Origin of the sequence: Pedobacter sp. Bi27 (assembly GCF_918698255.1) — a bacterium.
GTDB lineage: Bacteria > Bacteroidota > Bacteroidia > Sphingobacteriales > Sphingobacteriaceae > Pedobacter.
Window position 1 is genome coordinate 49,363 of record NZ_CAKKMW010000004.1, and the last position, 23,703, is coordinate 73,065.

Annotated in this window: 18 protein-coding genes; 11 read left to right on the forward strand and 7 right to left on the reverse strand. The window is 38.2% G+C overall.

Features of this window, described 5'->3' with window-relative positions; genetic code table 11:
• The first annotated feature begins 117 nt into the window (after nt 1-117).
• Nucleotides 118-2,334 (forward strand): radical SAM protein, encoded by a 2,217-nt coding sequence (locus tag LQ227_RS14190; RefSeq protein ID WP_230149729.1) that lies wholly within the window; start codon nt 118-120, stop codon nt 2,332-2,334.
• 100 nt (nt 2,335-2,434) lie between these two features.
• On the opposite strand, the gene LQ227_RS14195 is transcribed toward LQ227_RS14190, so the two are convergent.
• The 3 genes from LQ227_RS14195 to LQ227_RS14205 form a co-directional block, all read right to left on the reverse strand.
• Nucleotides 2,435-2,698 carry a hypothetical protein gene (locus LQ227_RS14195; RefSeq protein ID WP_230140534.1) on the reverse strand — a complete coding sequence of 88 codons (264 nt, stop codon included), beginning with the start codon at nt 2,696-2,698 and terminating at the stop codon, nt 2,435-2,437.
• A gap of 65 nt (nt 2,699-2,763) precedes the next feature.
• Nucleotides 2,764-5,991, reverse strand: a complete 3,228-nt coding sequence (locus LQ227_RS14200) for an amidohydrolase family protein (protein ID WP_230149731.1) — start codon at nt 5,989-5,991, stop codon at nt 2,764-2,766.
• Nucleotides 5,992-6,005: 14 nt separating this feature from the next.
• Nucleotides 6,006-6,974, reverse strand: coding sequence for a YhcG family protein (locus LQ227_RS14205; RefSeq protein ID WP_230140543.1), 969 nt, complete (start codon nt 6,972-6,974; stop codon nt 6,006-6,008).
• 115 nt (nt 6,975-7,089) lie between these two features.
• Between LQ227_RS14205 and LQ227_RS14210 the strand changes: the two genes are divergently transcribed.
• The 9 genes from LQ227_RS14210 (at nt 7,090) to rplT (ending at nt 17,315) form a co-directional block, all read left to right on the forward strand.
• On the forward strand, nt 7,090-8,982 hold the full coding sequence (locus LQ227_RS14210) for an ATP-dependent DNA helicase RecQ (protein ID WP_230140545.1): 1,893 nt from the start codon (nt 7,090-7,092) through the stop codon (nt 8,980-8,982).
• Between the two features lie 173 nt (nt 8,983-9,155).
• On the forward strand, nt 9,156-10,463 hold the full coding sequence (locus LQ227_RS14215; protein WP_230140547.1) for an MFS transporter: 1,308 nt from the start codon (nt 9,156-9,158) through the stop codon (nt 10,461-10,463).
• Nucleotides 10,464-10,485: 22 nt separating this feature from the next.
• The gene (locus tag LQ227_RS14220; RefSeq protein WP_029279118.1) at nt 10,486-11,223 is read left to right on the forward strand and encodes a (Fe-S)-binding protein; all 738 of its coding nucleotides are present in this window, start codon (nt 10,486-10,488) and stop codon (nt 11,221-11,223) included.
• Nucleotides 11,224-11,699: 476 nt separating this feature from the next.
• A complete protein-coding gene (locus LQ227_RS14225; protein WP_230140548.1) occupies nt 11,700-12,596 on the forward strand; it encodes a hypothetical protein in 897 nt (298 codons plus the stop codon).
• Between the two features lie 190 nt (nt 12,597-12,786).
• Entirely contained in the window at nt 12,787-13,872 is a 1,086-nt protein-coding gene (locus LQ227_RS14230; protein ID WP_230140550.1) for an acyltransferase, read from the forward strand.
• A gap of 281 nt (nt 13,873-14,153) precedes the next feature.
• On the forward strand, nt 14,154-16,079 hold the full coding sequence (gene thrS, locus LQ227_RS14235) for a threonine--tRNA ligase (protein ID WP_057934170.1): 1,926 nt from the start codon (nt 14,154-14,156) through the stop codon (nt 16,077-16,079).
• Between the two features lie 16 nt (nt 16,080-16,095).
• Nucleotides 16,096-16,665: a translation initiation factor IF-3 gene (gene infC, locus LQ227_RS14240; protein ID WP_051691975.1), complete on the forward strand. Its 570-nt coding sequence runs from the start codon at nt 16,096-16,098 to the stop codon at nt 16,663-16,665.
• Between the two features lie 29 nt (nt 16,666-16,694).
• Nucleotides 16,695-16,895 carry a 50S ribosomal protein L35 gene (gene rpmI, locus LQ227_RS14245; RefSeq protein ID WP_029279105.1) on the forward strand — a complete coding sequence of 67 codons (201 nt, stop codon included), beginning with the start codon at nt 16,695-16,697 and terminating at the stop codon, nt 16,893-16,895.
• Between the two features lie 75 nt (nt 16,896-16,970).
• Nucleotides 16,971-17,315 (forward strand): 50S ribosomal protein L20, encoded by a 345-nt coding sequence (gene rplT, locus LQ227_RS14250; protein ID WP_025144714.1) that lies wholly within the window; start codon nt 16,971-16,973, stop codon nt 17,313-17,315.
• Nucleotides 17,316-17,401: 86 nt separating this feature from the next.
• On the opposite strand, the gene LQ227_RS14255 is transcribed toward rplT, so the two are convergent.
• From LQ227_RS14255 to LQ227_RS14270, 4 genes are all read right to left on the reverse strand, one after another.
• Nucleotides 17,402-19,015, reverse strand: coding sequence for a discoidin domain-containing protein (locus LQ227_RS14255; protein WP_230140567.1), 1,614 nt, complete (start codon nt 19,013-19,015; stop codon nt 17,402-17,404).
• 578 nt (nt 19,016-19,593) lie between these two features.
• Complete coding sequence (locus LQ227_RS14260; RefSeq protein ID WP_230140575.1) at nt 19,594-19,923, reverse strand: YegP family protein; 330 nt, start codon at nt 19,921-19,923, stop codon at nt 19,594-19,596.
• A gap of 122 nt (nt 19,924-20,045) precedes the next feature.
• Entirely contained in the window at nt 20,046-21,497 is a 1,452-nt protein-coding gene (locus LQ227_RS14265) for a DUF294 nucleotidyltransferase-like domain-containing protein (RefSeq protein WP_230140578.1), read from the reverse strand.
• Nucleotides 21,487-22,164: a 3'-5' exonuclease gene (locus tag LQ227_RS14270; RefSeq protein ID WP_230140580.1), complete on the reverse strand. Its 678-nt coding sequence runs from the start codon at nt 22,162-22,164 to the stop codon at nt 21,487-21,489. Before LQ227_RS14270 ends, LQ227_RS14265 begins: the two co-directional genes overlap by 11 nt.
• Nucleotides 22,165-22,409: 245 nt before the next feature.
• On the opposite strand from LQ227_RS14270, the gene LQ227_RS14275 reads away from it, so the two are divergent.
• Entirely contained in the window at nt 22,410-23,699 is a 1,290-nt protein-coding gene (locus LQ227_RS14275) for a pitrilysin family protein (RefSeq protein WP_230146615.1), read from the forward strand.
• Nucleotides 23,700-23,703: the final 4 nt, after the last annotated feature.

Consider the following 23,703-nt stretch of genomic DNA (forward strand, 5'->3'; position numbering starts at 1 on the left):
ATGCTGTCCCGAATTTTCGAGATCAGCAGCTTATAGGCCCTGACCCCGATGTAAAATCGGGACAGGGTAACGACGCTATTAAAAAATCCCGTACTTTTGCAGAAAAAACAATTCCCTTTGAAAACCGAAATATTTGCCATTACGCCGCCATTTACCCAACTGAATACCCCATATCCAGCAACGGCGTATATAAAAGGTTTTCTGAACACTAAAAATATCAGCGCTACACAGGCCGATCTAGGCATTGAGGTGATTTTGGAATTGTTCTCTAAAAAAGGATTGCAAGATCTGTTCAATCACACTGAGCGAAGTTTTTGCATTGATAGTGAAAATCCAAGAAGCGATAATGCTAAACGTATTTTCGCTTTAAAAGATGAATATTTAAAAACCATCGATGCGGTAATTGCATTTTTACAAGGCAAAAATCCAACTTTGGCATTGCAGATCTGTAGTGATGATTTTCTGCCCCAAGCTTCGCGTTTTGCAGCTTTAGAAGAGTTGGATTGGGCTTTTGGGGCAATGGGTACGCAAGATAAAGCGAAACATTTGGCTACACTTTTTCTTGAAGACATATCGGATTACATAGTAGAGTGTGTTGATGAAAATTTTGGTTTTAGCCGTTATGCAGAACGTTTAGGCAGAAGTGCTAATTCCTTTGATGAACTGTACGATGCTTTGCATAAAGAACCAACCTACATAGATGAGATCCTGATTTCGGTTTTAAAAGAGAAAATTGAAACTGTTCAGCCTAAATTGTTCCTGATTTCTGTTCCTTTTCCGGGCAATTTGTATAGTGCTTTCCGTTGTGCACAATGGGTCAAGGCCAATTACCCAGAAATCAAAATTTCTATGGGCGGTGGTTTCCCGAATACAGAATTAAGATCATTATCGGATGCAAGGGTTTTTGAATTCTTCGATTACATTACCTTAGATGACGGCGAATTACCAATTGAACTCTTACATCAAAATATTACACATCCTATTCCAGCTGAAGCCCATTTTTATAAAAGGACTTTCCTGCTAGAAAAGGGCAAGGTGGTTTACCGTAACGATGCCTTCAGAAATGATTATAAGCAGGCTGATGTAGGTACGCCAGATTATACAGGGTTATTATTGGATAAATATATTTCGGTAATTGAAATCGTAAACCCCATGCACCGCATGTGGAGTGATGGGCGATGGAACAAACTCACCATGGCCCACGGTTGTTACTGGGGCAAATGTACGTTCTGCGATATTTCGCTCGATTATATCAAAGTTTACGAACCGGTTGCCGCCAAATTGATTGTGGATCGGATTGAGGATCTATATGAAAAGACCGGGCAAAATGGCTTTCACTTTGTTGATGAGGCTGCACCACCGGCTTTAATGCGAGAGGTTGCCTTAGAAATCATCAGAAGGAAATTAGCGGTTACTTGGTGGACAAACATCCGTTTTGAAAAAAGCTTTACTCAAGATTTATGTTTATTGTTAAAGGCTTCGGGTTGTATTGCCGTTTCGGGTGGACTGGAAGTTGCCTCAGATCGTTTGTTAAAGCTGATCGATAAAGGCGTAACGGTAGAACAAGTGGCTAAGGTTACCCGTAATTTTACCGAAGCTGGAATCATGGTTCATGCTTATTTGATGTATGGCTACCCCACACAAACAGTACAGGAAACGATCGACAGTTTGGAGATGGTACGCCAGTTGTTTGAAGTTGGGATATTACAATCAGGCTTTTGGCACCAATTTGCCATGACGGCACATAGTCCGGTAGGCATGTACCCGGAAAAATTTGGGGTGGTAAAAGACACTGAAGTGATCGGGACTTTTGCCAATAACGATATCAATTATACCGATAAAACGGGCATCGACCATAATAAATTCAGTTTCGGGTTGAAAAAATCACTTTTCAATTTTATGCATGGCATTTGTTTTGATTATGAACTGCAGGATTGGTTTGATTTTAAAATTCCTAGGACGAAAATCCCTTCAGATTTTATTGAAAAGGCTTTAAATGATGAGGATTATTTTAATACAAAACCTACCGCAAAAGTAGTTTGGATAGGAGGAAAGCCTTCTGCCGAGTATTTTACCAAATCGAAAAAGGGTAATACTTGGGAAATGGCATCATTAACTTTTCACGATAAAAAAGAGACTTTTACTGTGCAAACCAATAAAAAGGAAGGAGTCTGGCTGAACAGTATTTTAAATAAAATCTCGATCTCCAATGAAAAAGTCTTCACTTTTCAGGAGGTTAAAACCGATTTTGAACAAGAAATGGAAAACTTTGAGCTGTTCTGGTATTCTAAACCGATCAATACGCTTAGGGAATACGGTTTGTTGGTTTTGTAAATTTTGCTTAGGCTCGTTTCCAACGAACGTAAAATATTTAGACGATTAAATCGTCATTCTATCGCTGCACTCGTTAGAAACGAGCGCAAACATTATTTTACTACATCTTCATTTTAAAATGCGTCAGGAAATAGATGATGCAGATTAATATAATCGAATTTAAGATCAGTAATAACCAAGAAATAATAGATTTCCGGTCTTTCATTACTGCTATAAAAGATGTGATGTAAGCCATTGCAATTAACGCCAGGAATAAGTTTACAGTCTGGATACCCAAAATATAATATCCGTCGTATGAAAAAACGAGTGCACTGAGTGCTAAGAATACAACTGAGGCGGTAGTGTAGCGTTTATTCGGTTTCATGTTGATTTAATTTACCATGTAAAGAGCATTCAATCGCACCCTTTACATGGCTCAAAATTTATAGTTTAATCACAATGCGGAACAGTAAAAGTCCAGGTTTCTGATTCTCCGTTTGGAATAATATAGCCATTTCCTCTGATATTCTCGAACCATAATTTACCTCTAAGTTTTTCTCTGGTTCCTACTTCATTTAAGGTCGCACTATCATAAAGTCTGCCGTTAATCATCACATATTTAATTTTTTCCGAATTGCGGATATCATCTAATGGATTGGCATCCATAATCACCATATCAGCTAGTTTCCCAACTTCTAGTGAACCGATTTCTTTGTTCATCCCTAAATAACTTGCGCCGTTTAACGTTGCGGCCCTGATGGCTTGCATTGGCGTAAAGCCACCCTGAACAAACATCCAAAGTTCCCAATGTGCACCTAAACCCTGGATTTGTCCATGGGCACCAAGATTAATCTTTGTACCACCGTCAGCAATTTGTTTAGCAGCTTTGGCAATGTCGATATGGTTATAGTCGCTGTACTCAGAAGTTGTTCTCCGTCTGGCTCTCGCATCAATAATCGAACGCGGCGTATAGGTCATTAATTTTTCGTTCTCCCAAACATTGGTTCTGTCGTACCAGTAATTTTCGCCCCATTGTCCCCCGTAAGCCACAATTAAAGTAGGTGTATAAGCTACATCGGTATTGTTCCAAAGCGTGGTAACATCTTTATAAACCGGTATAACAGGAATACTATGTTCTATTCCGGTATGCCCATCGGCAACCATATTCATGTTGGTGAAAAAAGTAGAGCCACCTTCAGGTACAACCTCCATATTTAACTGTCGTGCTGCTTCTAAAATCTGTTGACGCTGCTCTCTACGCGGTTGATTATACGACTTTACTGAAAATGCGCCAACTGCCTTTAGCCTGCGCAGATTAGCCAAGGCATCATCTAAGCTATTAATCACCACTTTAAAATCGCCATCAGCACCATATAAAATAGATCCTGTTGAATAAACCCTCGGGCCAACCATTCTGCCTGCTTTAAGCATTTCGCTCTGGCTAAAAACCATTTCGGTATTGCTTGACGGATCGTGCGAAGTGGTTACACCAAAAGCCAGATTGGCCATATAACTCCAATCGCTCTGTGGTGTTATTCCATCAGGACTGGTGCGCAAGTGCGCGTGAACATCAACAATGCCTGGCATAATGGTTTTGCCATTAACATCAATTACTTTGGCGTTGGCCGGAATGCTTACTTCATCTGTTTTTCCTATCGCAGTAATTTTATTTCCATCGGTAATAATGGTACCATTTTCAATAACTTCGTCACCTTTCATCGAGATAATCCTTGCGCCTTTCAACGCCACTATTCCGGTAGGGATATCAGATTTTAAAACCAAATTGATGTCTATAGAAGATGCTTCGGTTTTGGGGGTAGCTCCATCAAAGTTGAAAGCATTATTTACATCAACGGTAAAATATTTAGGACCCAACGTCCAATGCAGACTTTTACTATCGGCGCTCCATTGAATATATGTTCCGCCATCGGTAGTCACTTTTGTAACCGGAATGGCTTTATTGCCTGCTGATGCATCCTGTGCCGTACCAATATTGATCATTGGTGTGATGTAAACGTTAAACAATTCGTTAAATGCCACCCATTTATTATCCGGACTGATAACAAACTGATTTGCATATTGAGAAGTAAAGTGTGTTCTTTCGTTCGCTCCGTTTAAATCGATACTTTTTAATGCTTTTTTGCCATCAGCATAACTCTGGAAATAAATGCGGGTATCGGTATTGTTAAACTGTGGACGGATTCCATTATCTAAAATCAAAGTTTTAGCACCACCATTGGCTGGCATCATAAAAATACCTGTTCCGCGACCATAGTTATAGCCTAAAACATCGTTGCCACTTCCTTTTCTAAAAACGATTTTATCGCCTTTTGTTGAGTATTGAGGGGAATAATAAAAACCTTTTTCATCAGTTAGCATAATGGTTTTTCCTGACTTTACATCTGTACGCTTTATTGCGCCACGTAATTCATCGCTCCAGGTGGTATAAACAACATATTTTCCATCGGGACTAAAAGCAGGTTCAAATTCGAAATCCAATCCATTGGTTAACCTTTCTGGTGTTCCTGCTGGTAATTCTTGTTTGTATAAGTATCCTGCAGCATTAAAGACAATTATTTTTCCATCAGGCGAAGTGGTTAATTGTCTTAACATTTTGGCTGAAAATTCATTGCTGAAAACCTGCTGTTCAAAATGTAATGCTTTTTGTACGGTTTGAATCGTATTCGCCTGAAAAGGAATAGTACTGTTGATCAATGTACCAATTTCTGTTTTTCTGATTTTTCCTTTTGCATAGAAAACAATGCTTTTGCTATCTGGAGTCCAGGCAAAATTTGGATAAACGCCAAAAATAGCCCAGGTTTCCTGCTGATCATGAGATAAATCTTCGTTAACCGGCCATTCTTCGCCAGTCTTCAGATTCTGGACATATAAAGTAGATTTTAACCTTACGCGTTTTACAAAAGCTATTAAATTTCCATCCGGAGAAACTTGCGGGCGACAGGCACCACCTTGTTCATTAATCAAAGTGGTTAATTTTCCTGTCGTTAAATCCAGTTGACGGATGGCATAAATAGTCCCGTTAGGATCTTTACTATATTCAAAATTAGGGCCCGGACTTACATCTTCACTAAAGTAAACATATTTGCCATCTGGCGAAACGTTAGGTTCACCTGCATCCTGTTGATCGTTTTTACGTTTGGTTAACTGTACACCGTCGCCACCGTTTATGCTATACATCCACATTTCGCCAGCGCCTAACGATCGGCTTGCGGTAAAGTGTTTTCTGGCCACTAGGTATTCGCTATTTGGCATCCAGGTGGCATTATTCAATAACCTGAAACTCTCTTTGGTAACCTGTTTTTTGCCAGAACCATCACGGTTCATAATCCATATGTTATCTCCACCGCTTTTATCGCTGGTGTAAGAAATGTATTTTCCGTTAGGGCTAAAGCGCGGCTGAACATCCCAGGCAATGCCACCACTAATTAGTTTTGCAACTCCTCCGCTAATTGGCATCACGTAAATGTCGCCAAGTAAATCAAAGGCAATTTCCTGTCCATCAGCACTTACATCAAGGTTCATCCAGGTACCTTCATCTGTATTTAAAGTGAAGTTTTTTGTGGTGCCCTGGTATTTTTCGATATCCCATTTTTTCTCTTGGGCGTTCGAACTGAAAAATAATAGGGAAAGAGCGGATAGAAAATAGAGGTGTTTCATTATATTTTGGATGGTTATTTAAATAATTCATGTATTTTTCTCTGGAGTAATTTTTTGTCAGGTAACTGGGTTTTATACTCAGCTACCAAAGTAGGAGAAAGGCTTCTGCTTAATGCATATTCTACTACTTCGTTATCTTTATCTTTGCAAAGCAGAATGCCAATACTTGGATTTTCGTTTGATTTTTTAACATCCCTATCTAAAGCTTCTAAATAGAAGTTTAATTGGCCTAAATGTTCGGGCTTGAATTTGTCTACTTTTAATTCAAATGCGACTAAACATTGTAAGCCACGGTGATAAAAAAGCAAATCGATATAAAAATCGCTGTTACCGACCTGTATTTTGTATTCTTCACTGATAAACAAAAAGTCTTTTCCCAGTTCAAGGATGAAACTTCGCATTTCTTGAACTAAACTTTTTTGTAAATCACTTTCGGTGTGAGGTTCTGAGAGATTAAGAAATTCAAATACGTAGCTATCTTTAAAACTGTTTTCTAGGTCGTCGTGTAATTCTCTCAACACCGTTGAGAGTTTTGCGTTGCCAATAATCGATCTTTCAAAAAAGCCAGCCGAGATTTGACGATCGAGTTCTCTAAAAGAATAATTTTCTTTTTTTGATAATTTAAGATAAAATTCACGTGCTTCAGGATTACTGCATCGAGAAAAGATAGCCAAATTGTGCGACCAGCTTATTTCTCTCACCAGTGGTGAGAGTTTTGGATATTCGCAGTAGCTCTCGTAAAACTGTTTCATCCGCCAAAGATTTTTATCCGAAAAACCTTTCAAACCAGGTTCGTTTTTTGATAAAAATTCGGCTAATTGTTTTACAACCGATTGTCCCCATTCGGCTTTTTTAACCTTGTTATGGATATACTCGCCGATATTCCAATACAGATTAATTAGTGTAGAATTTACAGTCTTTAACGCAGCCGTTCGGGCATTTTTAATTAAGCTAATAATATCTGCAAACTGCGTTTCTATCATGTAATCTGTCTTAATGAGCAAAGTTAATAATCTTTTCTAAAGATGATTTTTTGAATTTCTATCAATAATAAGTAGTGATTTTAGATTAAATGTATAGTTTTGATACCGCCGATTTATGACAGCAATAGAGATTTTACAAAAATATTGGGGACATCAAGCTTTTAGGCCTTTACAGGAAGATATTATTTCTTCGGTTCTGGAAGGAAAGGATAGTTTAGCATTATTGCCTACAGGTGGGGGTAAATCGATCTGTTTTCAGGTTCCTGCTTTGGTTAAAGAGGGGATTTGCATTGTAGTTTCGCCTTTAATTGCCTTGATGAAAGATCAGGTAGAGAACCTGAAATCTAAAGGGATTGAAGCCATTGCCATTTATGCTGGCATGGGTAAACGAGAAATCGATATCTTGCTGGATAACTGTATTTACGGAAAAATCAAATTCCTTTATTTATCTCCTGAACGTTTATTGTCTGATTTAGTACGGGTTCGCATTTCGTACATGAATGTAAATTTAATTGCTGTAGATGAAGCACATTGCATTTCGCAGTGGGGTTATGATTTTCGTCCGCCATACCAAAAGATCGCCAAACTCCGCGAAATCCTTCCTAATGTGCCTGTTTTGGCACTTACCGCGACTGCTACTGAGTTTGTGCGGAAAGATATTGTAGAGAAGCTTGAAATGAAAGACCCACAGGTTTTTGTTAAAAGTTTTGCCAGAGATAACTTAAGCTACGTGGTTTTCGGCCAAGAAGATAAGTATAAAAAACTAATTGATATTTGCCAAAAAGTAAAAGGTACAGGTTTGGTTTATGTACGTAACCGCAGGGAAACCGCCGAGGTTGCTAATTTTATCAATAGGAATCAGATTAAGGCCGATTTTTACCATGCCGGATTAGAGCGTGATGTACGTTTTTTAAAACAAGAAGAATGGAAAAATAACAAAACCCGGATTATGGTGGCTACAAATGCTTTCGGGATGGGAATTGATAAGGCAGATGTTCGTTTTGTGGTGCATTTAGATTTACCAGAAAGTTTAGAAGCCTATTACCAGGAAGCTGGTAGGGCAGGGCGCGACGAAAAACGAAGCTACGCTGTTCTGTTAGCTAATCAATCCGATGTTGTGGGCTTAGAATCCAGGTATTTAGATAGTTTTCCTACTCCAGATGAGATCAGAAAAACCTATCACTACCTCGGTAATTATTTTCAATTGGCATTTGGTGCAGGCGAAGGTTTAACTTTTACTTTTGATGTAGCTGATTTCTGTAAAAGATTTAATATTAGTGTTTTAAAAACAATTTCTGCTTTGAAGTTTTTAGAACACGATGGCTACATCACCTTATCTGAAAGTGTTTTTCTACCATCAAGAATGATGTTTATTGCCAGTCATGAAGACATTTACCGTTTTCAGATTGAAAATAAAGCTTACGATGGCATTATAAAAACCATTCTGCGTTCGCACGGTGGTGCTTTCGACGGTTTTGTTAAGATTAATGAAGCCGATTTAGCCAAGAAAACAGGATTGTCGTATAAAGAAATTATCGCATTGCTTAATAAATTGCAGGCCATCGAGTTACTTACTTATACGCAGCAAACCGATCAGCCGCAATTGCAATACATTAGGCCGAGAGTAGATATGGACCATTTCGATCTCGACGTGAAATACCTCGAACTGAGAAAGGAAATCCTACATAAACAGATTAACGCAGTGGTAGCTTACGCTTCATCAAATTTGTGCAGGAGTATTCAGCTGCTTCATTATTTCGACGAAGATCATGCTGCAAAATGTGGGGTATGCGATGTTTGCCTGGCTGAGAAAAGAGCCGAAAATCAGAGCCAGATGGGAGAGGAAATTGAATTTGAGATTGTTTCTTTACTGCAACAACAACCTTTAAGTCTTGACGATCTGGTTACAAGTATTAAAAATGGTGCCGAAGCTGAAAGGATCGATACCATTAGAGAATTATTAGATGCAGGTAAGATAAAAACTGATGGGAAGAAGTATTATCTTTAGATGTGAGATGTGAGATGTGAGATGTGAGATGTGAGATGTGAGATGTGAGATGTGAGATGTGAGATGTGAGAAAAATGCCAATCAAGTTACCAATAAAATATTAGTTTTGTAATGAACTATTTAATCTGTATAATCAAACAATCAGTATAATCTTCCGCGAAGCGAAAAAACAAATGATAACAAAAAACAATAAGAAAACCATCCGTTCGTGGGCATTCTTCGATTGGGCAAACTCTGCCTATAACTTAGTCATCACTTCTACTATTTTTCCGGCTTATTATACCATTATTACCACCACTAAAGAACATGGTGATAAAGTGGAGTTCTTTGGCCGGACCTTTGTAAATACCTCGCTTTCCAATTATGCCTTGTCGTTTGCTTATTTGATTATGGCTTTTGCTTTGCCAATACTTTCATCCATTGCCGATAGAAGAGGGAATAAAAAGTCATTTATGAAATTCTTTACCTATGTGGGTGGAGCCGCCTGTATCGGTTTATATTTCTTTAAACTGGATACGCTCGAAATGAGCATCATTTTGTTTGCAATAGCTGCAATGGGATATATTGGAGGGGTATTATTCAGCAACTCTTATTTGCCTGAAATTGCAACCGAAGAACATCAGGATCGTGTGAGTGCACAAGGTTTTTCGTATGGTTACATCGGCTCAGTTTTACTTCAACTGATTTGTTTCCTATTTGTGTTAAAGCCAGGATGGTTTGGTATTACAGATCTCTCATTTCCACCAAGGTTATCATTTTTATTAGTTGGTATATGGTGGATCGGTTTCTCTCAGATTCCTTTTTCAGCACTTCCGAACGGAACACCTCAGCACGATAAAGTAAAAACGAATATCCTTAAAGATGGCTTTAGCGAATTATCGAAAGTTTGGGCGCAGGTTAAACAAATGAGGGTTTTAAAAGGATTTTTAGTTTCTTTCTTTTTCTACTCTATGGGTGTACAAACCATTATGCTTGCTGCTGCTGGTTTTGCTGAAAAAACATTAAAATTAGGAACGGCAAAATTGATTGCAGTAATATTGATCATTCAACTTGTTGCCATCCCCGGTGCCATGCTCATGTCGTATTTAGCTAAAAAAATAGGGAATATAAATGTGTTAATTATGGTAGTTGTAGTATGGATAGGCTGTTGTGTTTTTGGTTATTACATCACTGGCGAGTATCAATTTTACTCATTGGCCGCAATTGTAGGCTTAATTATGGGCGGAATCCAATCTTTATCGCGCTCTACCTATTCTAAATATTTACCGGTTGATACAAAAGATAGCACTTCATTCTTCAGCTTTTACGATGTAACGGAGAAATTGGCGATTGTAATTGGCCTTTTCAGTTTTGCTTACATTGAAGATTTAACCGGAAATATTCGCTACTCAATTATCGCTTTGGCATCATTTTTTATTGTTGGATTAGTTCTTTTAGTACTTCTAAGAAAAAACGAACATAAAGAATCGCTAAAATTGTAAGTTTGCAGTCGTTAAGAATATTATGAAAGTAGAATTATTTGTGCCTTGTTTTGTAGATCAGCTCTATCCTGAAACCGCTTTTAATACTTTAAGGTTATTAGAAAAATCGGGGTGTGATGTAACCTACAATTCAAAACAAACCTGTTGTGGGCAACCTGCATACAATGCGGGTTATTGGGATGAGGCTAAAGAAGTGGGTACAAAATTCTTAAACGATTTTACCGAAAATACCTATGTCGTAGCGCCGTCAGCATCGTGTGTAGGCATGGTGAAAGGTGGATTTAACGATCTGTTTACCAATACCATTGTACACAACAAATGCCGGAGTTTGCAATCGAATATATGGGAGCTTTCTGATTTTCTGGTAAACGTAGCCAAAAGAGATTATTTCGGTGCTGAATTGGAAGGAAAAGCCGTTTACCATGATTCGTGCAGCGCATTGCGTGAGTGCAAAATCAAAGATGAACCCCGCCAGTTGCTTTCTAAAGTACACGGTTTAGAAATGATCGAAATGGAAGATACCGATATGTGCTGTGGTTTCGGCGGAACATTTGCGGTTAAATTCGATGCCATTTCATCTGCAATGGCCGAGCAGAAAGTTAATCATGCGCTCGCACAGCAGGCAGATTACATCATTTCGACCGATTTATCTTGCCTTTTACATCTTCAGGGGTATATTGAGAAAAATAATCTTGCGATTAAAACCATGCACATTGCCGATGTATTGTGTAATGGCTGGCTGGAAAGTACAGAATACTAGCCACCAAGCTTTAGCTTTTGTGGAAGTAACGCTGAAGATGATTAAATCTCTAATTTATTTTGGAAAGCAGTTGCAGAAGCCAATGGGATAGAGCAGTCCCGCTCTCGCTTCTGCTCCGATGAAAAATCGGGAGCATCTCGCTTTGATCGGGTTTAGTTGGCGTAAATAGTACTGTTATCAAGAGTAAAATAAACCCGACCGACAGCGTTATCCCGATTTAGGATCAATTTAATTTAAGATAATTTCAATCGGGATTAAGCAAAGGGCGGGACTATCGGTACAGAAGCACTACAGGTACTGCTTTTCTAATAAAGGATTAGGCATTGTAATATTTAAATTACTTTCAGCCTAAATCTATCCTTAAACGATCTAAACGTAATCTTTAACACAATTTAACACGTTTTATATTACAAACTACAATACCTTTGTTAAACCTTTTTAAGGCTTTTGTATCTAACAAACAAAACAAAATCGTAATGAAAAAAATAATCTTCGCTTTACTGGGCGTTTTATCAATTGCATCAATTGCAGATGCGCAGCAGAAAAAAACTTCAGGAGCCATACAATTTGAAAATATTATCGATCCGGCAGCTATGGCCTCGGCGAGCGGTATCCAGCTAACCGATCAGATGAAAGCCAGAATGCCCTCATCAAGCAAAAGCAACTTCGAGTTGTTGTTTACGGCTACAAATGCCAGTTATATGCCAGTTGAAGAAACTGAGGATAGTAATGGAGCAGGTGGTGGCGGTGGCGGCATGGGCCGTATGATGATGCGTTTTGGTGGTGGCGGTGGTAACAGAGAATACTATTATACCTTTGCAGATAAAGGACTTACAGAGGTTTTTGATCTGAACGATACCACATATTACATGCCGAGTAAATTAACTTTATCTACTTCTGGTCCGATTGGCTCAATGAGAATGGGCGGTAGAAATCCTAATGATACCACTGCAGCAAAACCAGCTCCGGCACCAACCATAGAAGTGATTAAAACAGATTCTACTAAACAGATTATCGGTTTTACCTGTCACCAGGCGATTATAAGATCTACAAGGGCGATAAAAATCCTGGATATGGATAAAAACGTAGTAGAAGAAACCAAAATCTGGTACACAAAAGATTTAGGCTTCGACTTTTCTCCGAACCCAAATATGTGGACTGAAGGTGCAGTTTTAGCGATCGAAGGCAGAGGTAACAGCTCAATTGCCAAAAGCATCGAATATAGAAATGTAAGTACAAAAGATGTAACCGCACCTAAAAAAGCAAAATTGATCACTGCTGAAGAGTATAAAACTAAAATGGAGAACATGATGAAACGTTTTAGACAGAACAGACCAGGTGGTGGCCAGGTAAGATCATTTGGTATGAATTAATTCATTCTGCGAGACTTCCGAAGTTTGTGCTTTAGGCCAGCCACAGGCGAACTTCTGAAGTCTTATAATAAAGCCCTGAAGGTATAAGCTTTCAGGGCTTTTTTTGTATCATTTTTGAAAGGGTTGGCTTTAGTTTTTGCATCTAAACTGAGAATAACTATTATTGGAGTTGAATATAACCTAGCCAAAAGTGATTACAGCCGAGAACAAAACAAATTTATTAGCAACCAAGCAGCATTTCGAAATTTTAGATGGATTAAGGGGCGTAGCGGCCATTGTGGTGGTTATTTATCACTTTATGGAAATCGCTATTACCAATTATAACAAGAATTTTCTTTCGCATGGTTTCCTCGCTGTCGATTTCTTTTTCTGTTTATCCGGTTTTGTAATTGCCTATGCTTACGATAGCCGTGCACCACATATGGGGATTACACAGTTCTTTAAATTAAGGCTTATCCGTTTGCACCCGCTGGTGGTTATTGGTTCCGTTTTAGGACTGATTACTTTTCTGATCGACCCATACAGCGATCTTTATGAGGTTTATGGATTCGGGAAAACCTTTCTTTTATTTTTATCCTCAGCTTTTTTAATCCCTTATCCGGCCATGCCCGAGCGTTATACCAACTTATTCTGCTTAAATGCACCAGCCTGGTCGTTATTCTGGGAATATATTGCCAATATCTTTTACATTTTTATACTTTACCGCCTGGGTAAAAAAACACTGCTCGTTTTGGTTGTTATAGGAGCGGTATGCCTTTGTTATGTAGCTGTTCGCGCTACTAACGTAGGTGGCGGCTGGGGAGGGCAGAATTTCTGGGACGGTGGGGCACGCGTGCTGTATTCTTTTACAGCCGGTATGCTGGTTTACCGTTTAAATTGGGTGATCAAAAATAAACTTGGCTTTTTAGGCATGATCGTGCCTTTGCTCGCAGCCTTTTTAGTTCCTTTTAATGATAAATACAATTGGATTACCGAGCCGATACTTGTGCTGTTTTATTTTCCACTTTTAGTGGCACTAGGAGCAGGTACAGTATTAAATCCATCGCTTAAAAAGATCTGTAATCTTTCAGGCGAAATATCATATCCGCTTTATATGGTACATTATCCATTTGTCTGGATATTTTTAACCTATGTAGCCGAAGTTCAGCCACCAGCATCCTTACTTTGGGTGGTGATACCGGTTTCTGTACTGCTTTTAACCGTTTTCGCTTATGTGGTAATGAAATTCGTCGATATTCCATTGCGTAAATATTTGAAGGTTAAATTTTTAAGCTAATCGAGTGTGGTTAGTGGAGACACGAACCATGGCTTCACATAAGATCTTAATTTATTAACGGAATTGATTAGTAAAGGAGATAAACACAAAGAAAGATTCGTCATTGCAAACTGAAGCCATGGTAATTGCGTTGGAGTGAAGCAATCTTTCTAATTTAATCCCACTGGTTTTATGCTTTACCTTGCTTTTTAGCCGAAAAATGCATACATTTGCACAAAATAAAATCACATTGTAAGTGATCTTTAAAACTTTTTTATTTAAAAATTAAATCATAGTTGTAGATGATTAACATTACTTTACCTGACGGTTCTGTCCGTCAGTATGAAAAGGGCACTTCTGCCCACCAAATTGCATTGTCAATTTCTGAGGGTTTAGCCCGTAACGTATTAGCCGCTGAGGTTAATGGCGAAGTTTGGGATTCAACAAGGCCGATCGAATCTGATTCATCAGTAAAATTATTGACCTGGAATGATACTGCCGGAAAATCGACTTTTTGGCATTCATCAGCTCACTTAATGGCTGAGGCTTTAGAAGCACTTTATCCGGGTACTAAATTCGGTATCGGCCCGGCTATCGAAACTGGTTTTTATTATGATGTAGACTTTGGTGACCGTGAATTTTCTTCGGACGATTTCAAGGCCATCGAAACCAAAATGATCGAACTGGCTAAGCAAAAGGAAACTTTTGTACGCGAAAGTGTAAGCAAAGCTGATGCGGTAAAATATTTTACCGAAAAAGGCGATGAGTATAAACTGGATTTAATTGACGGCCTGGAAGATGGTAAAATTACTTTCTATACCCAAGGTTCATTTACCGATTTATGTCGTGGTCCACATATTCCGAATACTGGTTTTGTGAAAGCAGTAAAACTGATGAATGTAGCTGGTGCTTACTGGCGTGGCGACGAAACCAAAAAACAGTTAACCCGTATTTATGGGGTAACTTTTCCTAAGGCGAGCGAGCTTACTGAATATCTTTTAATGATTGAGGAGGCAAAAAAACGCGATCACCGTAAACTAGGGAAAGAACTGGAGCTGTTTGCTTTCTCAGAAAAAGTAGGCATGGGCTTGCCTTTATGGCTGCCTAAAGGAACTGCTTTGCGCGAGCGTTTGGTGAACTTTTTAACTAAAGCACAAGCTAAAGCAGGTTACGAGCAAGTAGTAACACCGCATATCGGACACAAAAATTTATATGTAACCTCAGGTCACTGGGAGAAATACGGTAAAGATTCGTTCCAACCAATTAAAACACCACAAGAAGGAGAGGAGTTTTTCTTAAAACCGATGAACTGCCCTCACCACTGTGAGATTTACAAAACAAAACCACGTTCTTATAAAGATCTTCCGGTTCGTTTTGCCGAGTTTGGTACGGTTTACCGTTACGAACAAAGTGGCGAATTACATGGGTTAACCCGTGTACGTGGCTTTACTCAAGATGATGCACACTTATTCTGCATGCCAGAACAGGTGAAAGAAGAGTTTAAAAAAGTAATCGACTTGGTGCTTTATGTATTTAAATCATTAGGTTTTGATAACTATACTGCTCAAGTTTCATTAAGAGACCCGGAGAACAAATCGAAATATATTGGTTCTGACGAGAATTGGAGACTATCTGAAAATGCCATTATCGAAGCAGCTGCAGAAAAAGGCTTAAATACTGTCGTAGAATATGGCGAAGCCGCCTTCTATGGCCCTAAGCTCGATTTTATGGTGAAAGATGCTTTAGGTAGAAAATGGCAGTTAGGTACTATCCAGGTTGATTATAATCTACCAGAGCGTTTCGAATTGGAATACACCGGTAGCGATAACCAGAAGCACAGACCAGTAATGATTCACCGTGCACCATTCGGTTCATTAGAAAGATTTATTGCTGTTTTGATTGAGCATTGTGCCGGAAACTTCCCGTTATGGTTAAGTCCGGAGCAATTTATTGTTCTTCCTATTTCAGAAAAATATGAAGAATATGCAAAAAAAGTTTTAGATGAACTAAATAATTCCGATATTCGCGGGCTGATTGACTTTCGTGATGAGAAAATCGGTCGCAAAATACGCGATTCGGAAGTTAAAAAGATCCCATACATGCTCATTATCGGTGATAAGGAAATGGCAGAAGGAAAAGTTTCTGTCCGCAAACATGGTGAGGGAGATTTAGGTGAAATGACGTTGGAAGAGTTCAACAATTTATTAAGAAAAGAAATAACAGTTTAAATTAAATAGTACAAATTTGGCATTAGGAAGACCAGGATTTAACAGGGGACCACGTCCACCTTTTAAGAAAAAAGAAGCAGAGCATAACATTAATCAGTATATTAAATCGCCCGAAGTGCGTTTAGCTGGCGATAATGTTGAACCGGGGATTTATCCTTTGGCAAAAGCTTTGGCACTTGCTGATGAACTGGAATTGGATTTGGTAGAAATATCTCCAAATGCCGTACCACCAGTTTGTAGAATTATTGATTACAGTAAATTTGTTTATGAGCAAAAGAAAAAGCAGAAAGAAATTAAAGCTAATGCGAAACAAACTGTAATTAAGGAGATCCGTTTTGGTCCTAATACCAACGATCACGATTTCCAGTTTAAATTGAAGCATGCAGTAAGCTTTTTAGAGAACGGTGAGAAAGTTAGAGCTTATGTGCATTTTAAAGGTAGAGCAATTGTTTACAAAGAGCAGGGAGAAATTTTATTGTTAAAATTCGCTCAGGCTTTAGAAGATGTAGGAAAAGTAGAGTTGTTACCTAAGTTAGAAGGTAAACGTATGTTCCTAACAGTTGCGCCTAAAGTAGCAAAAAAATAAAAATAGGTTTATAAATTAAAAAACAGGTTATGCCAAAAATGAAAACCAATTCCAGTGCTAAAAAGCGTTTTTCGCTTACTGGAACAGGTAAAATCAAAAGAAACAACGCATACAAAAGTCACATCTTAACAAAGATGAGCACTAAACGTAAACGTGCCTTAGGTCAAGCAAGTATCGTATCTGATGCTGATATGGGTAACGTTAAACGTATGCTTTGTATCGGAAAGTAATTTATTAATTCACCAGGTATCAGGCTTTAAGTTTCCGGTTAAACGGAACGCCGCTTGCCAAAAAACAACAACAACATGCCACGTTCGGTAAACGCAGTAGCTTCGAGAAGAAGAAGAAAAAAAATCCTTAATCTAGCCAAAGGCTATTGGGGAGCAAGAAGTAAGGTTTATACTGTTGCTAAAAACACAGTAGAAAAAGGTTTGCAATATGCATACCGTGACCGTAAAGTTAAGAAAAGAGAATTCCGCGGATTATGGATCCAACGTATTAATGCAGGTGCTCGTCAGCACGGTATTTCTTACTCTCAATTAATTGGTAAACTAGCTTCTAAAGAAATCGGTTTAAACCGTAAAGTATTGGCTGATTTAGCAATGAATCACCCAGAAGCTTTCAAAGCTGTAATTGATGCAGTAAAATAGAAATTTTCGCTTAGGCGATAATCATATTTAAAAAGGTCCCGATGTAAATCGGGACCTTTTTTGTTGTTTGGTTTGGTTCTGAAAATCTAATATAATCCCAATTCTGCAAGACTGGCAAACTGTAGACCATCCTGTGCTGAATTTAAAATAACTTTAAAATACTGGAATGTTTTGGCGCTTCCAAAATCAAAGTACTGCGCACCATTTACATTTTGGGCCACATAGTTATTAACTGAAGTAAAGTTTATGCCATCTGTGCTGGTGAGCAGTTCAAAGTTTTTTACAGCCCTGCTCAAACCACTTCTTTGTGTTAAACTTAAACCATTTGCCGTTTTTGAAGCGCCCAAATTGATCACTATAGTATGTGGATAGCTTGTTGCCGAGCTGCTCCATCTCGAATGCCAGTAAGTACTTGCACTATTATCAATCAACCTTGCCGCTCTACCATTTGTAGCACCTTCTCCACTGGTTTCTTCCGAACTAAACGAAGCAATACTCCAGCCTGTTTTGCTTAACTCATTTTTCGTTGAGAAATTTAATACTGGTAAGCCTCCTGAAAAAGTATAAGCATAAATCTGCTCGGTTACGGTTCCATTGTCGTGTACCAGTTTAACTTTTAGTTCATATGGAATACCATCAGCTTTTTCCTGCAAATCCGCAATTGGCATTACAACTCTAAAACTATCTGTACCTATCTTTTTCGATTCCCACGTAATGGCGTTATAATCCTTATTTACACCAGTACCCTCATTGCTTACATTAGGGTCGTTGTAATACAGAATACTGGTTACGTTGCCAGTAGATGTAAATTTTCCAGATACCACTATGGAAGCCAAAGTGCTGGAGTAGCTGGCGTATATTTTATTAATACTGCTGGTTACCGAACCGTAATAGGTGCTAGCGTTATTATTGAAAACCTGATTGGCATTTAAAATAGCCGCGTCTGCAGCGGTTAAAAATGTAGGGCTTTTTCCTAAGGTTCCATTACCGCCCCACATTAATGCCATGCCCAGAGTTGAGTTCTCAGAAACTTTCTGTCTGTTGTGCGGTAAATTTAATCCATGACCAAGTTCATGTACCATACCTCCAAACCAAACACTGAAGCGATTGCCAACGGTAGTGCTTAAGCCCAGATTTGCAATGTCCATTTCTTCATAATCCAGCGCATAACACCATCTGCCGGTACCATAAAACGGACCCCCGCTTGGTGTTCCATTCGAACCGATAGAATACCTTGGAATAATGATCAAGGTATGATCGCTGGTTTTATCTGCCGGGTGCGCAGCAAAATAAGCGTTTACTTCGCTTGCAACTGCACCGCTACCTCCAGAGTATGGGTAACTCGCTTTTGGCAATGTTCCTCTAATGGTTAGGATTTTTACATTTCCTGCGCCATCATCAGCAAGGCCAAATGTTTTATTGCCATAACCATTGCGGTTCATTTCTTGTTTGTACCAATCTTGTGTCCATAATAAAAGATCGCTCAATCTTTTTCTATAACCCGCAAGGGTATCGAGGTCGTTAGGTACAAAATACACAATATTTACATTGCGGCTTTGGGTAATAATGTTGGTTGTAGCCAGTTTTTTGTTAATAGAGAAGGTTTTTTCCTCTTGTTGTAATACTTCGGTCTTTTTACAAGATAGGGCGAACAAGCAGGTACAGAATAGCCCTGTTAAAAGTAAACTGTTTTTTTTCATACGATAATTTTAGGTTTAGGTTGATAATATTTGGAATTGGTTGTTGTTGCTTTTTTATATGCTGCACTCAGCCCCTTTACCTAATCTTGTCGATTTCAATACCAAGATTATACCACCATAATTTGCCAGTCTTGGCCACTGTTCCAAACCTTAAAAAGAGCGTATCGTAAATAGATTTTTACCTTATCTGGATTTAAGTTACAAACAAACTTATACAGTAGGCTGAATTAAAACAGCGCAAACGTTTGTGTGGGATGAAATGTAATAAGCTTGAATGATGTAGTAGAATTGCCGTTTGAGCAGGTTCTAAGGCTATTTGATTAGTTATTAAAATGACCTTAAAATTTATTACGCGCAAACGTTTGATCGGCTTGTATTGAGCAACAGATGCTTGAGTAAGTTTAGGTTTACAGCTGGCAAATATGAGGGATAGCTTTAAGAGTAGATCAGCTGTAGCCAATTACTGTAGATTAATGTAAGTCTTATAGAACAATTTTTAATCTAAGCTGTAGAGGGGGAGTGTATGGAGGGTATGAAAAGCGACCTGATGTGAAATCTCGAGTCGCTTTATGTTTTTTTTAACTTTGGTCATCAGTTTCTGCGTCTGGTGCATTCTTTTTAACCGATTCGATACCATTATCTCTGGCCGAGGTACTTTCGTACATTTCGCTGGAGCCAATAATCTGGCCATTTGTAGCCTTTAAACTGAAATGGTATTTGCCGTTAGACGATGTCTTTTTCTCAAATTTTGAATCATCCTGTGCATTTTTTTTAACAGATTCGATTCCATTCTCGCAGCTTGATTTGGCCGAATAGCCTTCGCTGGTTAAAATGGTTTGGCCATTGCTCGCTTTAAGATTAAACTGAAATTCTCCGTTCGATCTTTTGGTAATTACAAATTTTCCCATGGGTCTGATTTTGGATTATTTACTTTGGTTAGTATTTTACCTTATTAATAAGTAGACGGTATTCCTAAAGTTACTAAAGTTTGATTCAATTACAATGAGCAAACAAGAGAATTAATGATAATTTAACCCAGGCTATTGGTAAACTTCATGCGGATGCCGCTCTGAAAGTTCTGGATAATTTTAAAAATTTCGATCAAGGTTACTTTTTCGATTTTGGTTAAACTATCAATTTCGATAAAGTTATTGGGTGCCGCCAGGTCATTGATAATCAGATTGGCCTGATGTTTCAATCTCAGGCCCATCAAATAATAATAAGACTGCGAAAGTTCGTTAAACTGCTCTTCACTAAAAACACCAAGTTCTCTTAAGGCCTTTAAACGTTCGCCTGTATTTTCTTTTTGGAAAATCCTGTTCTGTAAGGCATAAACCCTTGCCAGATCTACAATAGGAGTCATGGCTGTTTTAATATCGAATACTTCTTTTTTATGGATTTTTTGCGTTCTTATATTCCTAAAATAGGTGAGCGGTGGCTCATAGAGTAAGGCATTTTTGGCCAGGTATACGTAGAATTTTTCGATGGGTTTCTGCAGCTCTTCATCAACAAAAGCACGTAAGCTTTCCATAATGGTTAAATCGCCGTAAATGGCCCTGCAATCAAAAAATGCAGCAAATTTTACGGCAGCTTCGGGTAAAGCTTCTTCTATCCAGTTTTTATAATTGTATTTCCAGTGTGATAGCGAATGCGTCCAGTTTGGGTTAGTGGCCATATAATCGCCATCGCAGTATACAAAACCAACAAAATTTAATTTATCCGAAACCTGGGTAGCCATGTCCAGAAAATAAGAACGTACAGCCGCTCTTTTATCTTCTCCGGTATCTTCATAAATAATGGCATTGTCCTGATCGGTTTTTAAGCTAAGCTCTTTTCTGCCTTCGCTACCCAAAACCATAAATACAAATTTTGCAGGTGGCGGACCAAGTTTAGCAATCACCTCTTCAATAATTTTAAAGGAAATGGTATCGGCAATAGTAGTTACCACCTCATTTACAATTTTCGAATGTACACCTCTAGCCAGTAACTGAGACACAATGCCTGGCACTTTTTGCCATTTTAATTTTAGATCGCTTGTATTTACAGCAGATTTTACTGATTGGATAAAAACCAATGGAGATTCGGCCTGCTCGCTTAAAAGGCGGTTTCTGCTTAAAAAGCCAACGTAATTACCATTGTCGTTTACCAATAAATAGCGCGACTTCTTACTGAACATCATCAATATCGCCTCATATACATAAGCATCTGGAGTTATGGTAACAATATGGGTATCCATAACTTCGTCAATCGGCAAATTTGAATTTAGTTGTTTGGCAATTACATTATCCCTTAAAGTAATATCGGTTACGAAGCCCAGATAAACATCCTGATCATTTTTAATAAAGAGGCAACTGGTTTTCTGTTCTGACATTTTAATTGCAGCTTCAAAAATAGGTGTGCCCGGGCTGCAACTTACTATCTTTTTAAAAGTAATGTCTCCAATACGAGCGGTATAAATTTGATCGGCTAGTTTATCTTCCATTAAAAAATCCCTGTAAAATTCTCTTAAACGAAAAATCTTTTGTCTTTTTCTTTTCCAGGTTAAAAGTATGTTCCTGATGGTAGGCTGAAGTTAAGCTAATTTTACCTGTTTTTAAAAGATGAAAGAAAATCTTTGCCGTGTTTAGTGTATCAGATAAAGCATTGTGCGTATTTTCGGGTGCTTCATTAAATAAAATGGTATAAAATTTATCCAGCTTTAAATGACTGATTACTGTATTGGTGATGTAAGGTGCGCTTGCCTTCATCGTACAAAAAAAAGCCAGGTTTTTAAAAATGTTTTCCTTTCCGATTCGGTATAATTCAACATTCACCATATGATAATCGAGCTCAATAAAATGACCGATAACCAAAGGCTGATATTTTTCGATGTCTTCGGAAAACTGCAACATCACTTTTTCTTTGTTTTCGCCATGTGTATGCAGATATTCAGGGGTAATTTTGTGGATTTTTAATGCAGCATTATCAATAGTGAAATCGGTATTTTTGATATAATGATTTTCCCGCTTAATTTCCTGATAAGATTGATCATAAATAATCCAGGCAATTTGGACAATATGAGGCCAGTTCTTTTCTTTAGAATAAGGCGCCGTCCAATTTTTAGGCAGACCTGAAGTTTCGGTATCAACAACGAGGAAGTATTCTTGCAATTTTAAAGTGGTTAGAAGATTGAACTATTCAAAGGTAATTATTTAACAATATAAACTGTAATTATTCATATATCCTTTAATAAAGACGATTGTTAAATAAAGCGTTTTTTTATTTGTTAAAGTGAAAGATTAACGCTTAATTGGTGTTCAAATTTAATTAAAATATGCGCTCTCTATTATTTAGCTCCTTAGCCTGTTTATTGTGCCTTGGCTCTGCTTTTGCTCAGGAAAAGCTCGGAGAAAACATGCATTTCAAAAAACTTGATAACGGTTTAGAAGTGCTGGTTGTTGTAGACCGGACGGTGCCACTGGTTACCATCGAAATGGCCTGCAGAAATGGTTCTTTTACTGAAACCGACGAATTTAACGGCTTAAGTCATCTTTACGAGCATTTATTCTTTAAGGCGAACAAAGATTATCCCGATTTCGAACGTTTAAATTCGAGAATGAACGATCTGGATATCAATTCGAATGCCACTACGCGGGAAGAAGTGGTAAATTATTTTTTTACGCTTCCTGCTGCTAATTTAAAACCCGGATTAAGCTTGATGAATTCATCCATCCGTTATCCAAAATTCATAAAAGAAGATATGGCTTTGGAAAATGAAGTGGTAAATGCCGAATTTACAAGGCACGAATCTAGTCCGATATTTGCTTTGATAGAGGCCAATTCGCGGCATATGTGGGGAGCAAATTATTCCCGTAAAAATGTAATCGGTAGCCATGAGGTAATTTTATCAGCTACTCCATCAAAAATGGATTCCATTAAAAATAAATATTACTGGCCAAATAATTCAGTTCTGGTAATTGCCGGTGATGTTAAAGTTGATGAAGCTTTTAGTTATGTAAGTTCTGTTTTTGGAAACTGGAAACGATCGCCGGTTGATCCTTTTGTGAAATGGCCAATCCCTGAGTTTAAACCGCTTCAAAAAAACGATTATTATTTTGTAGAATCGAATAAAAGCCCTGTTCCGTTTATGCTTTTTAGCTGGCATGGTCCAGATACCAGAAACGATATTCCGGCCACTTACGCAGCTGATGTTTTTTCTTTCATCGTGAATCAAAACGGTTCTAAAATGAAACAGGCGCTTATTAATTCAGGATTAGCCCAACAGGCTGATGTGAATTATTATACGCAAAAATATACCGGGCCAATTAGTTTGATGGTGAGTCCTAATCCGGCAAAAATAAATGAATGTTACCAGGAGGTGCTGAAGCAAATTTCGCTTTGGGCCAATGAAGATTATTTATCTGATCTGCAGATTGAAAGAGCCAAAAGACTATTATCTATAGAACAGGTAGAAAGGAGAGAGGTTACTTCCGATTATGCACATTTACTTTCCTTCTGGTGGGCTTCAGCATCGATTGATTATTATACCCATTATGAAGAAAATGTAAATAAAGTAACAAGAAAGGATTTACTCGATTATGTACGCAAGTATATTAAAGATAAACCTTATTGCGCTGGCCTGATGATGGATAAAGCAGGTATGAATGAAGTGAAGCCGGAAACATTTTTTAAATCACCCAAATAACCTA

Coding starts and splice junctions, on each gene's coding strand:
- LQ227_RS14195 (WP_230140534.1), bottom strand. CDS start 2,698: ATGAAACCGAATAAACGCTACACTACCGCCTCAGTTGTATTCTTAGCA.
- LQ227_RS14200 (WP_230149731.1), bottom strand. CDS start 5,991: ATGAAACACCTCTATTTTCTATCCGCTCTTTCCCTATTATTTTTCAGT.
- LQ227_RS14205 (WP_230140543.1), bottom strand. CDS start 6,974: ATGATAGAAACGCAGTTTGCAGATATTATTAGCTTAATTAAAAATGCC.
- LQ227_RS14210 (WP_230140545.1), top strand. CDS start 7,090: ATGACAGCAATAGAGATTTTACAAAAATATTGGGGACATCAAGCTTTT.
- LQ227_RS14215 (WP_230140547.1), top strand. CDS start 9,156: ATGATAACAAAAAACAATAAGAAAACCATCCGTTCGTGGGCATTCTTC.
- LQ227_RS14220 (WP_029279118.1), top strand. CDS start 10,486: ATGAAAGTAGAATTATTTGTGCCTTGTTTTGTAGATCAGCTCTATCCT.
- LQ227_RS14225 (WP_230140548.1), top strand. CDS start 11,700: ATGAAAAAAATAATCTTCGCTTTACTGGGCGTTTTATCAATTGCATCA.
- thrS (WP_057934170.1), top strand. CDS start 14,154: ATGATTAACATTACTTTACCTGACGGTTCTGTCCGTCAGTATGAAAAG.
- rpmI (WP_029279105.1), top strand. CDS start 16,695: ATGCCAAAAATGAAAACCAATTCCAGTGCTAAAAAGCGTTTTTCGCTT.
- rplT (WP_025144714.1), top strand. CDS start 16,971: ATGCCACGTTCGGTAAACGCAGTAGCTTCGAGAAGAAGAAGAAAAAAA.
- LQ227_RS14255 (WP_230140567.1), bottom strand. CDS start 19,015: ATGAAAAAAAACAGTTTACTTTTAACAGGGCTATTCTGTACCTGCTTG.
- LQ227_RS14260 (WP_230140575.1), bottom strand. CDS start 19,923: ATGGGAAAATTTGTAATTACCAAAAGATCGAACGGAGAATTTCAGTTT.
- LQ227_RS14265 (WP_230140578.1), bottom strand. CDS start 21,497: ATGGAAGATAAACTAGCCGATCAAATTTATACCGCTCGTATTGGAGAC.
- LQ227_RS14275 (WP_230146615.1), top strand. CDS start 22,410: ATGCATTTCAAAAAACTTGATAACGGTTTAGAAGTGCTGGTTGTTGTA.